Origin of the sequence: [Acidovorax] ebreus TPSY, from assembly GCF_000022305.1 — a bacterium.
GTDB lineage: Bacteria > Pseudomonadota > Gammaproteobacteria > Burkholderiales > Burkholderiaceae_C > Diaphorobacter > Diaphorobacter nitroreducens.
Genome location: NC_011992.1, coordinates 2523358 through 2538310, shown reverse-complemented (window position 1 = coordinate 2538310; position 14953 = coordinate 2523358). Strand labels below are relative to the sequence as shown.

The window sequence follows — 14953 nt, the reverse complement described above, 5'->3', positions numbered from 1 at the left end:
TCTTAGCCCAGGCGCGCGAGCTGCTCCTGGATGCGCGCTAGCGTGGCCCCGAAGTCGGCCACGCGCTTCTTTTCCTGCTCGATCACGGCCGGCGGGGCCTTGGCCACGAAAGCCTCGTTGCCCAGTTTGCCGTTGGCCTTGGCGATTTCGCCGGACAGGCGCGCGGCCTCCTTGGACAGGCGGGCCTTTTCAGCAGCGATGTCGATCTCCACGAACAGCGCCAGGCGGGCGTCGCCCACCACGGCCACGGGCGCGCTTTGCGCGGCCTGGGCCCAGGCGGCCTCGTCGTCGAACACCTTCACCTCGCTGAGCTTGGCCAGGTTCTGCAGCACCGGGGCGATGTCGCGCATGAAGTCCGCGTCGCCCGCCACCAGCAGCGGCAGGCGCTGTGCGGGCGACACGCCCATCTCGCCGCGCAGCGTGCGGCAGGCGTCCACCACCTGCTTGATGCGCGCCACGTAGGCGATGGAGCCCTCGTCGATTTTCTCGGGCTGGGACTGCGGATAGGCGGCGATGGCAATGGAGTCGCCCTTCAGGCCCGCCAGCGGGGCCACTACCTGCCACAGTGCTTCGGTGACAAAGGGGATGACGGGGTGCGCCAGGCGCAGGATGGCCTCCAGCACGCGGATCAGCGTGCGGCGCGTGGCGCGCTGCTGCGCCTCGTTGCCAGTCTGGATCTGCACCTTGGCGATTTCCAGGTACCAGTCGCAGAACTCGTTCCAGACGAAGTCGTAGAGGGTGTTGGCCACGTTGTCCAAGCGGAACTCGGCGAAGCCTTTGGCCACTTCGGCCTCGACCTGTTGCAGCTGCGAGACGATCCAGCGGTCGGCCTGGCTGAAGCGCAGGTAGCTTTCAGTGCAGCCCTGCGCGGTGTCCATGCCGCAGTCGTAGCCCTCGCAGTTCATCAGCACGAAGCGGCTGGCGTTCCACAGCTTGTTGCAGAAGTTGCGGTAGCCCTCGCAGCGCTTGCTGTCGAAGTTGATGCTGCGGCCCAGCGACGCCAGCGCGGCGAAGGTGAAGCGCAGGGCGTCGGCGCCATAGGCGGGAATGCCCTCGGGGAATTCCTTTTGTGTGTTCTGGCGCACCTTGGGCGCGGTCTCGGGGCGGCGCAGGCCTTGGGTGCGTTTGTCCAGCAGCGGCTCCAGCGCAATGCCGTCGATCAGGTCCACCGGGTCGAGCACGTTGCCCTCGGACTTGCTCATCTTCTTGCCCTGTGCGTCCAGCACCAGGCCGTGGATGTAGACATGCTTGAACGGCACGCGCCCGGTGAAGTGCGTGGTCATCATGATCATCCGGGCGACCCAGAAGAAGATGATGTCGTAGCCCGTGACCAGCACGCTGCTGGGCAGGTACAGGTTGTAGTCGTCGGTGGCACCATCGGTCTGGTTTGGCCAGCCCATGGTGCTGAAGGGCACCAGGGCGCTGGAGTACCAGGTGTCGAGCACGTCCGCATCGCGGGTCAGCGTCTTGCCGGGGGCCTGGGCCTGGGCCTCTTGTTCGTTGCGGGCCACGTACACATTGCCGTCCTCGTCGTACCAGGCAGGGATCTGGTGGCCCCACCACAGCTGGCGGCTGATACACCAGTCCTGGATGTTGTTCATCCACTGGTTGTAGGTGTTGACCCAGTTCTCGGGCACGAACTGCACCTGGCCGCTGGCCACGGCGTCGATGGCCTTTTGCGCGATGCTCTTGCCGGTGGCGTCGCCCGTGCCTTCTTGGGCCACCTTGTTCATGGCCACGAACCACTGGTCGGTCAGCATGGGCTCGATCACCTGGCCGGTGCGGGTGCAAATGGGCACCATCAGCTTGTGCTTCTTGGTCTCGACCAGCAGGCCCTGGGCCTCCAGGTCGGCCACGATGGCCTTGCGCGCCACGAAGCGGTCCATGCCCTGGTACTTGGCGGGGGCGTTCTCGTTCACCGTGGCCTGCAGGGTGAGCACGCAAATCATGGGCAGCTTGTGGCGCTGGCCCACCTGGTAGTCGTTGTTGTCGTGCGCGGGCGTGACCTTGACCACGCCGGTGCCGAACTCCTTGTCCACATAGGCGTCGGCAATCACCGGGATCTCGCGGTCGCACAGCGGCAGCTTGACCATCTTGCCGATCAGGTGCGCGTAGCGCTCATCCTCGGGGTGCACCATCACCGCCACGTCGCCCAGCATGGTCTCGGGCCGCGTGGTGGCCACCACCAGCTGGCCCGAGCCGTCGGCCAGGGGGTAGGCGATGTGCCACAGCGACCCGTCTTTTTCCTCGTTCTCCACTTCCAGGTCCGACACGGCGGACTGCAGTTTGGGGTCCCAGTTCACCAGGCGCTTGCCGCGGTAGATCAGGCCCTGCTGGTACAGCTTCACAAAGGTGTCGGTGACGACCTTGGAGAGCTTGTCGTCCATGGTGAAGTACTCGCGGCTCCAGTCCACACTGTCGCCCAGGCGGCGCATTTGGGTGGTGATGGTGTTGCCGCTCTTTTCCTTCCACTCCCACACCTTCTTCACGAAGTCGGGGCGGCCCAGGTCATGGCGGCTCACGCCTTGCTCTTGCAGCTGGCGCTCGACGACGATTTGTGTGGCAATGCCCGCGTGGTCGGTGCCCGGCACCCAGACGGTGTTGTGCCCCAACATGCGGTGGTAGCGCGTCAGGCTGTCCATGATGGTCTGGTTGAACGCATGGCCCATGTGCAGCGTGCCCGTCACGTTGGGCGGAGGCAGCTGGATGGCGAATGCCGGCTGCCCGGCCTGCGCCGCGCCCGTGCCGCGGTAGCCTGCCACGCCGTAGCCGCGCTTTTCCCATTCGGGGCCCCAGTGGGCCTCCAGGGCGGCGGGCTCAAAGGACTTGGAGAGGCTGTTCAGGCCGGGTTGTTCGATCGTGTCGCTCATGGCAATGAAAAACGGCATCCCGTGGGATGCCGCCTGGGCAGTGGTTCGGAGGATGGGGGCATTTTATTCGGTTACCGCCATGCTTCCATACTGATAGCTGCTTGCGCTTGCTGGATAAGCGCTGGAGGCGCTTTTTACTCAGACCCTGTGGTGGGCACGAATTCGGGGCGGTCGTTGGTCTGGGGTTTGAGCGGCGCGCTGGTATGGCCGCCGGCGCGTTCCTTGCGCCATTGCTCCTTGCGCGCCGTCCACTCGGCCAGCCGGGCGTGGGCGGTGGTGCTTTCGCGCTGCATCTGCGCGGTGTCGGCCAGTTGGGCCGACAGCTCCAGCCGGATGCCGTTGGGGTCGAAGAAGTAGATGCTCTTGAAGATGTGGTGGTCGGTCACTCCGAGCACCTGCACGCCGTGTGCCTGCAGACGGGTTTTGGTGTCCTCCAGCTCCTGCACGGTGTTCACGCGGAAGGCGATGTGGTTGACCCACGGGGGGGTGTTGGGCGAGGGCTCGGGCTTCACGTCGTCGCCCAGGTCGAAGAACGCGATGAACGAGCCGTCCTGCAGCCGGAAGAAGAAGTGGGTGTAGGGGCAGTACTCGCCCGTGCTGGGCACGTAGTCGCTCTGGATGATGTGGTACAGCGGCAGGCCCAGGATGTCCTCGTAGAAATGGCGCGTCTCCTCCGCGTCGCGCGCCTTGTAGGCGTAGTGGTGCAGCTGCTGGATGGCGGCGGGGGGCGGGAGGGTGTCGTGGGGAGCAGTCATGGCGTTGTCTCCGGGATAGGGCGCCAGGGCGCATGCTGGTATGAAGAAGTGCCTGAAATTCTACTATTCGTAATTGATTTGCGTTAAGTGAATCTGAAAAACCGCTGTCCAGCAGGCATGGCGCAGCCGCCGCGGCAAAGGCGGCCGGTGGCTTCAAACGGGAAAGGGGGAGTGGTGCTCAGGCGTTCGCCTGGGCGGCTTTCTTCCAGGCATCCGCGGCGGCCTCTGCGTCGCCGCGCTGCTCGGCCAGCTCGGCCAGATGGCGCCAAGCGCTGGCGCGCAGCGACGCATCGGTAAGCTGCTGAGCGGCCTGGGTGAAGAGTTGCTGGGCCTTGCCCCACAGGTTGCGCTGCAGGCAGGCCTTGGCCGACAGGTATTGCAGACGCGCGTTGCGCGGAGCCGCCTGCTGGGCGGACTCGATGCGCGCCAGCCAGTTGGCATCCAGCGCCTGCAGGCTGCCCTCAAGCGCGCGCACCAGCTTGAGCACCTGGGCATCGGGCAGCGGGGGCTGAGCGGGGTCCGTCATGCGTTCCCACACCGGCAGAAGCCATGCGCGCACCTGCATCGCATCGCCGCCCAATTGGCCCAGCCAGATGCGCTGCAGTTGGGCCGGGTCGTAGGCGCCGTTGATCAGTTCCATTGCCAGGCCGCGCACGATGCTCTCGGCGGCGGCCGGCGAAAAAGCGTGGTGCTTGCCCAGCAGACGGGCCGTTTCCAGCGCCTGCTCGGTCTGGTGCGACAGGCGCGATGCCTTGAGTTTGGCGCGCAGTGCCAGCGTGCGGCGCGCCGTGCCGGCCGGCAGGACGGAAAGGCGCTCCAGCGCGGTGGTGGCGTCGCGCTCGTCCAGCGACCAGCGTGCAGCGCGCAGCTGCGCGCCCTCGCACAATTCCTGCTCGATGGCGACCGCACGATCGGGAATGTTGTCCAGCGCCTGCTGCAAGTGTGCTTCCCGCGTGGCACGGTCCTGCAGCGCATGCGAGCTTTCCGCGGCCACCATGTGGGCCAGCGTGCGCAGCCGACGGCCATGGGGCAGGGCTTCCTTGGCGTCTTCGAGGGCGCGCTCCTGCGCGATCGCGGATTCCGCGGATTTGCGGGCGCGCAGGAAGCGCCCTCCCAGCATCTGCGACAGCGCATCCAGCAGCGCACCGTGCATGGCACGCTCCTTTTGCAGCAGGCGCCAGCGGCGCGCCTGCATGGGTAGCTCCAGCAGCGCCGCCAGGGCACGCAGCGCCGCGTACAGCAGCGTGAAGCCGCCGAACAGCAGCATCAGCACCATGTTGAGGGACAGGTCGATGCGGTAGGGCGGCCAGAACAACGTGACCGTGCCCTGGTTGTTGCCCGCAAACAGGGCGACGGCAACGGCCACACCGAACAGGGCCAGGAACCAGAGTGCTGCGCGCATGGGCAGAGTGTCCTAGGGGCGGGTCAACGGCCGGCCGCGGCCGTGGCCAGCGCGGCGAAGGTGTCCTCCAGCGCGGGCATTTCGACGGTCTTCATGTGCGCCTGCAGCTGCTGCAGGGCCTCGATGGCGTTCTGCGTGCGGCGCGAGGCAGGATCGAAGTACTTGCCCAGCGCGCTGTAGGCGCCGGCCAGGTCGGCGCGCGCCGAATCCATGCGACGCGCCAGCAGGCCCAGCCGTGCATTGAGCAGCTTGAGCTTGAGGTTCTCGCGCAGGAAGAAGGCCTGGTCGGGGGCGAGCAGGATTGCGTCGGGATGGTCGATGCGGCTCACGCGCACCAGGCCGCGCACCTCGTCGCGCACGCCTTCCCAGGTGCGGTGCAGCGTGGCTTGCCAGCGCGGCTGGCTGGCGGTGCTCGCGGCGGGGGCGGGCGCCGTCGCCTCGCCCGTCGGGCGGCGCATGCTGGCTGCCTGGGCCACGCTGCCCAGCAGGGGCAGCTCGTCCACCTGGAGCACCAGGTCGTCCAGGCGGCCGAGCAGACCCGCAGTGTCGATGACGTTGGCGCGCTCCAGGCGCTCCAGGTCATGGCCCATGGCGCGCAGCACGGGCGCCAGGCGCGGCTGCGATGCGCGCTCCACGCGCTGGCTCGCGCTCTTGAGCGCGGCCACCAGGGGCTGCAGGCTGCCCGTGAGTTGGGCCTGCTGCTGCGCCAGGCGGATGGCGGCTTCCACGTCCACCACCAGGTTCTCGTCGCGCGTGCGCGAGAGGCTTTGCATGAGCTCTTCCAGCTGGCTGCGCTGCAGCGCGACTTCGCTCACGCGGGCTTCTGCCACGGCCAGGCGCGTGGAGGTCTCGCGCGCCAGTTCCTGCGCTTGCTGGGCCATGGTGCGCGCCTCGATGGCCTGGGCGCCGGAGTCGGCCGACTGGCGTGCCAACTGCTCCTGGATGGACGACAGCCGCTGCCACAGCATCACCGAACTGGCCAGCGCGGCAATGGCGATGGCGCTCAGCGCGAACAGGGTCGCGCGGCCGCCGTGGGGCGCGGCGGGCCGGGGAGCGGCGGGCGCCGGTGCGGGCAGCCCGGATGAGGACTCATTGCTCATAAAGCGATTCTATCGAGGCTGCCACTTCATCGAACGCCGGACGGCATTCGTGCACGCTGCCAAAGCCGGCCGCACGTGCGGCCTGCGCGATACGCGGGTGGGTGGTCAGGGCGCGGGCCATGCCCCAGTGTTGCGCGGGCAACACAGCACGCAGGTTGGCGATGGCCTCGGAACTGCTCAGCAGCCAGACCGAGCCGTCGCTGGCGGCTGCTTGCGCCAGCACCAGTTGCTGGGCGTCGAGGCAGGGTGCGCCGCGCTCGTACGCGGCGACGAAGTCCACCGCGCCACCCGCAGCGGCAATCTGCCGGGCCAGCCATTCGCGCCCGTTGCCGCCTTCGGCCGTGGGGGCGTTGGCTCCACGCACGATGAGCACGCGGTCGCCCGGGCCGATCTGCGGCGCGACCACCTGCCACAGGGCTTCGGAGTCAAACTGCGCGGCGTCGGCGCCGGGAGCGTCAATGCGCTCGGTCGCAACCCCGGCCTGCACGAGTGCCGCCACGGTACCGGGGCCGGGAGCCCATACTCTCGTTTTGGTAGCTGCTAACGCTTGTCCAGAAAGCGCTAGAGGCATATTTGATTCAAAGAAATACTGCGCCGCGTTGCCGCTCACGAACATCACCGCGCAGTAGCGGTCCACGCATGCGCGGGCCTGTTGCAGTTCCTCGCGCAGAGCCGGGTTGGTCACCGGGCCGATGGCGATGAGTGGCAGCGCCAGCGCGGCGATGCCGCGCGCCTGCAGATCGGCGGCCCACTGCGTGGCCTCGCGCGCGGGGCGCGTGACGATGGCCCGGGGCGACTGCACGGGCAAGGTCAGAGCGCTCCCACCGCGCCCGCAGTGCGCAGCTGTGCGGCGACGGCCAGTCCCAGCGCATCGGCCTGCTCCAGCGTATGCACGGGGGCCGCGCCCTCGGCGCGTACCAGCGGCACCCGGGCCGCGACGTCGCCCCAGGCGGCGCGCAGCGAGAGCGTGTCGCCGTCCCACTGGCCATGTGCTGCCAGCGGCATGGAACAGCTCCCCCCCATGGCGCGGCTTACGGCACGCTCGGCCGTCACCGTGAGCCAGGTGCGCTCATGGGCCAGCGGCGCCAGCGCCTCGCGCAGGTCGTGGCGGTCGCCGCGGATCTCGATGCCCAACGCGCCCTGGCCGGCGGCGGGCAGCATCTGCTCGGGCGTGAACACGGCGCGGATGCGCTCGTGCAGGCCCAGGCGCTTCAGGCCTGCGGCCGCGAGCACGATGGCCGCGTACTGGCCCTCGTCCAGCTTGCGCAAGCGCGTCTGCACGTTGCCGCGCAGCGGCTCGATCTGCAGGTCGGGGCGCAGCGCTTGCAGCAGCACCTGGCGGCGCAGGCTGGACGTGCCCACCACCGCACCGTGGGGCAGCTCGTCCAGCGATGCGTAGCCGGGCGACACGAAGGCGTCGCGCGGGTCCTCGCGCTCCATCACACAGGCCAGGGCGAAGCCCTGGGGCAGCTCCATGGGAACGTCCTTGAGCGAATGCACTGCGATGTCGGCGCGGCCTTCCTCCAGCGCCACTTCCAGCTCCTTCACGAACAGGCCCTTGCCGCCCACCTTGGACAGCGTGCGGTCCAGGATCTGGTCGCCGCGCGTGGTCATGCCCAGCAGCGCCACGGCGTGGCCGCGCGCGCGCAGCAAGGACTGCACATGCTCGGCCTGCCAGAGCGCGAGTTGGCTTTCGCGCGTGGCGATCACGATGGAAGGAAGCGAGGGGGAGGGAGTGGTCATTGCGGCGTCTGTCTCGGCCCCCGCAGGCACGGCGGCGGGGCAGCGGGGAATGCTAGCATGCTGCGCTGCAACAGCCGCGCCATTCCATCAACCATCCCATCGGCGCGCCAGGAGACCTTTGCGCATGACCGCCCCCGCCCGCAAGACCGACGCCGCCGCGGCGTCGGCGCCCGCCCGCAAGACCGACAAGGACCTGCCGCTGATCCAGGACATCCGCCTGCTGGGGCGCATCCTGGGCGACGTGATCCGCGAACAGGAGGGCGTGGCGGCCTATGACCTGGTGGAGCAGGTCCGCAAACTGTCAGTGGCCTTCCGGCGCGACGCGGACCACGAGGCCGACAAGGCGCTGAAGAAGCTGCTCAAAGGCTTGACGGGCGACCAGACGGTGAGCGTGATCCGCGCCTTCACGTACTTCAGCCACCTGGCCAACCTGGCCGAGGACCGCCACCACATCCGCCGCCGCGCCGTGCATGAGCGCGCGGGCAGCGCGCAGGAAGGCAGCATCGAGGTGGCACTGGCGCGCCTGCGCTGGGCCGGCATCGCGCCGCGCACCGTGGCGCAGACGCTGGCCACCAGCTATGTGGCGCCGGTGCTCACGGCCCACCCGACCGAGGTGCAGCGCAAGAGCATCCTGGACGCGGAGCGCGAGATCGCCCTGCTGCTCACCCAGCGCGACGATATTCAGGCGCGCGCCCAGCTCTACAACAGTGCGAAGGACACGCTCACCCCGCGCGAGCTGGCCGCCAACGAGGCGCAACTGCGCGCGCGCGTGGCCCAGCTGTGGCAGACGCGGCTGCTGCGCTACTCCAAGCTCACCGTGGCCGACGAGATCGAGAACGCCCTTTCGTACTACGAATACACCTTCCTGCACGAGATCCCCAAGATCTATGCCGAGCTGGAGCGCGAGCTGGGCGGCAGCCACCCCGTGGCGAGCTTCCTGCGCATGGGCCAGTGGATCGGCGGCGACCGCGACGGCAACCCCAACGTGAGCGCCGACACGCTGGCCCTGGCCCTGCGCCGCCAGGCCGAGGTGGCGCTGCGCCACTACCTGACCGAGGTGCATCACCTGGGGCGCGAGCTGTCGCTCTCCAGCAACCTGGTGCAGGTCTCGGCCGAGATGCTGCAGCTCGCCGCACGCTCGCCCGACACCAGCGAGCACCGCCGCGACGAGCCCTACCGCCGCGCACTTACGGGCGTGTACGCGCGCCTGGCCGCCACGCTCAGGGATTTGACGGGCGGCGAGGCTGCACGCCATGCCGTAGCCCCACAGAATGCGTACGCCAGCGCGGGCGACTTCCTGGCCGATCTGCGCGTGATCGAGGCTTCGCTGCGCTCGCACCGCGGTGCGGCCCTGGTGGGCGAACGCTTGCGCCCGCTGATGCGCGCAGTGGAAGTGTTCGGTTTCCACCTGGCCACGGTGGATCTGCGCCAAAGCTCCGACCAGCACGAGCGCGTGGTGGCCGAACTGCTGGCCACCGCCCGGGTGGAGTCCGACTACGAGGCCCTGCCCGAGCCCGCGCGCCGCGCGCTGCTGCTGCGCCTGCTGTGTGACGCACGGCCTCTGCGCGTGGTGGGGGCGCCGTATTCCGAGCACACGACGGGCGAGGTCGCCATCTTCGAGACCGCGCGCCAGATGCGCGAGCGCTATGGCGACGACGCCATCCGCCACTACATCATCAGCCACACCGAGACGGTGAGCGACCTGCTGGAGGTGCTGCTGCTGCAAAAGGAAGTGGGCCTGTTGCAAGGCACGCTGGACACGGGCGCCAGGGCGGACCTGATCGTGGTGCCGCTGTTCGAGACGATCGAGGACCTGCGCAATGCCGCGCCCATCATGCGCGAGTTCTACGCGATCCCTGGCATCGCGCAGTTGGTGCGCGCCAGCGGGGCCGAGCAGGACATCATGCTCGGCTACAGCGACAGCAACAAGGACGGAGGCATTTTCACCAGCAACTGGGAGCTGTACCGCGCCGAGATCGCGCTGGTGGCGCTGTTCGACGAGATGAACGCCGCCCAGGCGGGCACGCCCATCCAACTGCGCATGTTCCACGGCCGTGGCGGCACGGTGGGGCGTGGCGGCGGGCCCAGCTACCAGGCCATCCTGGCGCAGCCGCCCGGCACCGTGCGCGGGCAGATCCGCCTGACCGAGCAGGGTGAGGTGATCGCCTCCAAGTACGCCAACCCCGAGATCGGCCGGCGCAATCTGGAAACCCTGGTGGCCGCCACGCTGGAAGCCACGCTGCTGCAACCCACCAAGTCCGCCACCAAGGCGTTCCTGGAAGCGGCCGAGCAGCTCTCGCAGGCCAGCATGGAGGCTTACCGCGCGCTGGTGTACGAGACACCGGGCTTCACCGATTACTTCTTCAATTCCACGCCGATCCGCGAGATTGCCGAGCTCAACATCGGCTCGCGCCCAGCCAGCCGCAAGGCCAGCCAGCAGATCGAGGATCTGCGCGCCATTCCCTGGGGCTTCAGCTGGGGCCAGTGCCGCCTCACGCTGCCGGGATGGTTTGGCTTCGGCGCGGCGGTGGATGCCTTCACGCATGCACCGGGCAAGGACCCCAAGGCCCAGCTGGCGCTGTTGCAGAAGATGTACCGGCAGTGGCCGTTTTTTCGCACGCTGCTGTCCAACATGGACATGGTGCTGGCCAAGAGCGACCTGGCGCTGGCCTCGCGCTACAGCGAGCTGGTGGCCGATGCGCGCCTGCGCAAAAAGGTGTTCGGTGTGATCGAGGCCGAATGGCAGCGCACGGCCGACGCGCTCACGCGCATCACGGGGGAAAAGCAGCGCCTGGCGGCCAACACGGCGCTGGCGCGCTCCATACGGCACCGCTTCCCCTACATCGACCCCCTGCACCACCTGCAGGTGGAGCTGGTGCGCCGCTGGCGCGCGGGCCAGGGCGACGAGCGCGTGCAGACCGGCATTCACATCTCCATCAACGGTATTGCCGCGGGACTGCGCAACACGGGCTGAGGTACGGGCGTGGTAGACGGCATCACGGCACAGTGGCTGCAACGCCTGGGCGCGCAGGTCGCCTGGGCTTACGGCCTGCGCGTGCTGCTCGCGCTGGGCGGCGCCATGGCCTGGAGCTGGGGCACGCACCAGGTGGAGCTGGTGGTGCCGCTGTTCCTGGGCGTGCTCGCGTCTGCGCTGGCCGAGACGGATGACAGCTGGCGCGGCCGCCTGAAGGCGCTGCTGGTCACACTGGCGTGCTTCGCGCTCGTGGCCTTTCCGGTGGCGGCGCTCGTGGACCAGCCGCTGTGGTTCCTGCTGGTGCTGCTGGTGTGCAGCTTCGTCTTCACATTGCTGGGCGCGGTCGGCGGGCGCTACCGCGCGATCGCTTCGGCCACGGTGATCCTGGCGCTGTATGCGGCACTCAGCGTGCCCCAGGGTGCGGGCGACACGCAGCCCTGGTGGCGCATGCCTGCGCTGCTGCTGGCGGGCGCGGGGTGGTACGGGCTGTTGTCGTTGGCGTGGTGTGTGCTCACGCCGTTGTTGCCCCTGCGGCATGGCATGGCTGCGCTGTATGAGGAGCTGGGCGCCTACCTGCGGCTCAAGGCCAGCGTCTTCGAGCCCGTGCGCGGCGTGGATGTGCAGCAGAGGCGGCTGGCGCTGGCACAGACCAATGCGCGCGTGGTGGCGGCGCTCAACAGCGCCAAGGAAAGCCTGTTCAGCCGCATGGGCGCGCAGCCGCCCCAGGGACGGCTGCTGCAGCTGCTCAACCTGTATTTCATCGCCCAGGATATTCACGAGCGCGCGAGCTCCTCGCACTACCACTACAACGAATGGGCGGACGTGCTCTTTCACAGCGATGTGTTGTACCGCTGCCAGCGCGTCCTCACGCTGCAGGGCATGGCCTGCACGCAACTGGGTGAAGCACTGCGCCGGCGCCGCCCGCTGGTGCGCGATGCGGGGCATGCGCAGGCGCTGGCAGACTTGCATGATTCCATCACCTACCTGGAGCGCCAGGGCCAGAGCGCCTGGCAGCGCCCGCTGCGCTCGCTGCGCGCGCTGGCGCGCAACCTCAGCACGCTGGACGCGCAACTCACCACCGCCACGCTGCCCATGCAAAACGCTGTGCTAGGCGACATCGCATTGTTCGACCGCACACCGCGCTCGCTGGCCGATGCGTGGGGCCGCGTGCGTGCGCAGCTGCATGCGCGCTCGGTGCTGTTTCGGCATGCGGTGCGCCTCACGCTGGCGCTGGCCGCGGGGTATGCCGCCATGCAGCTCACGGACCCCAGGCACGGTTACTGGATCCTGCTGACCACGCTGTTCGTCTGCCAGCCGACCTATGGGGCCACCGTGTCCCGCGTGGCGCGGCGCGTGCTGGGCACCGCGCTGGGGCTGGTGGCGGGCTGGGCGTTGCTGGAGCTGTTCCCCAGCCCGACCCTGCAGGCGCTCTTGGCCGTGGCGGCGGGGGTGCTGTTCTTCCTTATGCGAACCCAGCGCTACCTGCTGGCCACGGCGGCCATCACGCTGATGGTGCTGCTGTGCTTCAACCAGACCACGGGCGAGGGCTACACGCTCATCCTGCCGCGCCTGCTGGACACGGTGATCGGCAGTCTCATCGCGGCGGCCGCCATGTTTCTGGTATTGCCTGACTGGCAGGGCAAGCGCCTGGGTGCCGTGGCGGCCGAGGCGCTGGAGGCCCATGCGCTGTACCTGCGCGAGATCATGTCGCAGTACGCCACGGGCAAGGACGACGACCTGGACTACCGCCTGGCGCGCCGCGTGGCGCACAACGCCGATGCGGCCCTGTCTGCCGCCCTGTCGCACATGCTGCTGGAACCGCGCTGGGTGCGCCGCCACGCGCGCGTGGGCCTGCAGTTGCTGGTGCTCTCGCACACGCTGTTGAGCTATCTGTCGGCCCTGGGTGCGCACCGCGGTCTGCCGGCCGACGTGGCGGCCGATTCGTTGGCAGAGCGCGCCGCCCGTGAGGCCGCGAACCAGATCGAGCAGATGGCTCAGGCGCTGCGCGGGCGGCATGCGCTGGCGCAGGAGGATGGCGCTGCCGAGGGGTTGGCGCTGGCGCTGGAGCAGGCGGCCGATGCCTCCGGCGACGGCCTGTCGCTCGTGCAGGCCCAGTTGGCTCTGGTGTGCCGGCAGGTGGCGCCGCTGCGGGCCGCGGTGCGCTCGCTTGCCGGGCAGGGCGCGGCGGCCTGAGGCTGATCTAGCCTGCAAAGCCCCTCTTGTTCCACCCTTGGCGCGCAGGTGCACCGGCTAGCATGGCCGGTCGTCACGCAATACATATTCTTCGATCATGAGAAACCGGGTTTTGGCCTTCTGCGTCCTGGCCGGGCTGGCGGCCGGCTGTGCGCCCTTGCCAACGGCGCCGCACGGCGCGACGCCGGAGGGGGCGCACGCGCCCACGGAGCAACAGGCGGTGAACGCAGTCCGCCAATGGGACGTGCTGGCTGCCGACGTGGCGGCGCATGTGGCCGACCGGCTGCGTGCGTGGCCCGCGGGGCAGCACCCGATCCATGTGGAGATGGCCCCCCAGGCCTCCGACTTTCAGCGCGGCTTTCGCGAGTTGCTGGTCACGCATTTGGTGGAGCGGGGCATCGCCGTGACCACCGAACCCGCAGCCCTGCGGTTGCGGGCCAGCACCCAGCTGGTGCAGCACCACGCGGGTGCGGCGTCCGCGGCGCCGTTGCAGCGCCTGGCCGAAGGTGTGTACGTGCGGCGCAATGCAACGCATGCGGACGCGAGTGTGCCGATGCGCACCGAGGTGCTGGTCGTCACGTCGCTGGAAAGCGAGGGCCGGGTGCTGGTGCGCACATCTGACGTGTACACGATCGCGCAGCCGGACGCACCGCTGTACCAGCGCCCCGCTGCGGCGCCGGGGCCCCTCACGACCTGGCGGGTCGTGCCATGAAGGAGGGAGACCGCATGACGCAACGCATTGGAATACAGCGGCGCGTGCTGCTGGCAGCGGCGCTGACCGCCAGCGCATTGGCCCTGCCGGGCTGCGCACGCTACTACTACGGCGCTGCGGCCAGCAGCGACCCCGTGGACCTGATGGCCAGCAACCACGGCGCCGCGGATGCGCTGTTGCTGCAAGTGCCGCTGGATCCCGATACCCCCGTGCTGGTGGGAACGGTGGTGCAGTTGGACCGGTTGGATGAATCTTCGCGCCTGGGGCGCTTGGTGGCCGAGCAACTGGCGGGCCGGCTGGTCCAGCGCGGCTTGCGCGTGACCGAGCTGCGCATGCGCGAGACCCTGGCGATGCGCCCCGGCCAGGGCGAGCTGCTGCTGTCGCGGCACGCACAGGAGGTGGCGCGCGCCCAGGCGGCGCAGGCCGTGCTGGTGGGCACCTACGCGGTGGCGCCGCAGGCGGTTTACGTGAGCCTGAAGCTGGTGGGCGCGGGCAACGCGGTGCTGGCGGCGCACGACTATGCACTGCCCATGGATGCCAACGTGCGCGGTCTGCTGGCGGGCCGGTAGCCCATTGCCGCGCCGTTATGCTATTTATTTAATAGCTGTTAGCGCTTGATGGGTAAGCGCTAGAAGCCATTTTGACTTGAATTAGTGCAGCGTGAGTGCGCCGGCGCTCTTGCTCTTGCCGGCACGTGCGGGCGGGTTGCACAGGCCGCAGGTGTAGTGGCGGTTCTCGTACAACTCGGTGACGAACTGGCCGCTGCACTGCGAGCACTTGGTGCGCGTGAGCATGCCGGCATCCACGAACTTCACCAGCCGCCAGGCGCGCGTGAAGGACAGCAGCGGGTCGATCTGCGCCGCGGCCACCTGCTCGTTGTAGAGGCGATAGGCCTTGGTGAGCAGCTCCACCGCGTCCAGGCTCACGCCCTTGGACAGGTATTCGTAGATGTTCAGGAACAGCGAGCTGTGGATGTTCTCCTGCCAGGTGAGGAACCAGTCCGTGGAGAAGGGCAGCTGTCCCTTGGAAGGCGACTTGCCCGCGATCTCCTTGTACAGGCGGATCAGGCGCTCGTACGACAGCGTGGTCTCGGACTCCAGCACCTGCATGCGGGCTCCCATCTCGATCAGCATGGCGGCGCGTTCGATTTGCTTGGATTCGTTGAGAACGCTCTTGGCGGGTGCGGACATGGCGGGCTTTCGGA

Annotated in this window: 11 protein-coding genes; 4 read left to right on the top strand and 7 right to left on the bottom strand. The window is 68.7% G+C overall.

Annotation, left to right across the window (positions count from 1 at the left end):
- Positions 1-2: 2 nt before the first annotated feature.
- The 6 genes from DTPSY_RS11945 to hemC form a co-directional block, all read right to left on the bottom strand.
- Positions 3-2870 (bottom strand): valine--tRNA ligase, encoded by a 2868-nt coding sequence (locus DTPSY_RS11945; protein WP_041839046.1) that lies wholly within the window; start codon positions 2868-2870, stop codon positions 3-5.
- A gap of 134 nt (positions 2871-3004) precedes the next feature.
- The gene (locus DTPSY_RS11940) at positions 3005-3625 is read right to left on the bottom strand and encodes a VOC family protein (protein ID WP_015913778.1); all 621 of its coding nucleotides are present in this window, start codon (positions 3623-3625) and stop codon (positions 3005-3007) included.
- Between the two features lie 178 nt (positions 3626-3803).
- Entirely contained in the window at positions 3804-5027 is a 1224-nt protein-coding gene (locus tag DTPSY_RS11935) for a heme biosynthesis HemY N-terminal domain-containing protein (protein WP_015913777.1), read from the bottom strand.
- Between the two features lie 23 nt (positions 5028-5050).
- Positions 5051-6127: a uroporphyrinogen-III C-methyltransferase gene (locus DTPSY_RS11930; RefSeq protein ID WP_015913776.1), complete on the bottom strand. Its 1077-nt coding sequence runs from the start codon at positions 6125-6127 to the stop codon at positions 5051-5053.
- Positions 6117-6935 (bottom strand): uroporphyrinogen-III synthase, encoded by an 819-nt coding sequence (locus DTPSY_RS11925; RefSeq protein WP_015913775.1) that lies wholly within the window; start codon positions 6933-6935, stop codon positions 6117-6119. Before DTPSY_RS11925 ends, DTPSY_RS11930 begins: the two co-directional genes overlap by 11 nt.
- A 2-nt stretch (positions 6936-6937) precedes the next feature.
- The gene (hemC, locus tag DTPSY_RS11920; RefSeq protein ID WP_015913774.1) at positions 6938-7870 is read right to left on the bottom strand and encodes a hydroxymethylbilane synthase; all 933 of its coding nucleotides are present in this window, start codon (positions 7868-7870) and stop codon (positions 6938-6940) included.
- A 124-nt stretch (positions 7871-7994) separates the two neighbouring features.
- On the opposite strand from hemC, the gene ppc reads away from it, so the two are divergent.
- The 4 genes from ppc to DTPSY_RS11900 all read left to right on the top strand — a co-directional run bounded on the left by ppc (position 7995) and on the right by DTPSY_RS11900 (position 14318).
- Complete coding sequence (ppc, locus tag DTPSY_RS11915) at positions 7995-10844, top strand: phosphoenolpyruvate carboxylase (protein ID WP_015913773.1); 2850 nt, start codon at positions 7995-7997, stop codon at positions 10842-10844.
- Between the two features lie 9 nt (positions 10845-10853).
- A complete protein-coding gene (gene yccS, locus DTPSY_RS11910) occupies positions 10854-13037 on the top strand; it encodes a YccS family putative transporter (protein ID WP_015913772.1) in 2184 nt (727 codons plus the stop codon).
- Positions 13038-13134: 97 nt separating this feature from the next.
- Entirely contained in the window at positions 13135-13749 is a 615-nt protein-coding gene (locus DTPSY_RS11905; RefSeq protein ID WP_015913771.1) for a hypothetical protein, read from the top strand.
- Between the two features lie 14 nt (positions 13750-13763).
- The gene (locus DTPSY_RS11900; RefSeq protein ID WP_015913770.1) at positions 13764-14318 is read left to right on the top strand and encodes a FlgO family outer membrane protein; all 555 of its coding nucleotides are present in this window, start codon (positions 13764-13766) and stop codon (positions 14316-14318) included.
- Between the two features lie 81 nt (positions 14319-14399).
- Here DTPSY_RS11900 and flhC read toward each other — a convergent pair whose 3' ends face one another.
- Positions 14400-14939 carry a flagellar transcriptional regulator FlhC gene (flhC, locus tag DTPSY_RS11895; RefSeq protein WP_015913769.1) on the bottom strand — a complete coding sequence of 180 codons (540 nt, stop codon included), beginning with the start codon at positions 14937-14939 and terminating at the stop codon, positions 14400-14402.
- Positions 14940-14953 lie beyond the last annotated feature (14 nt).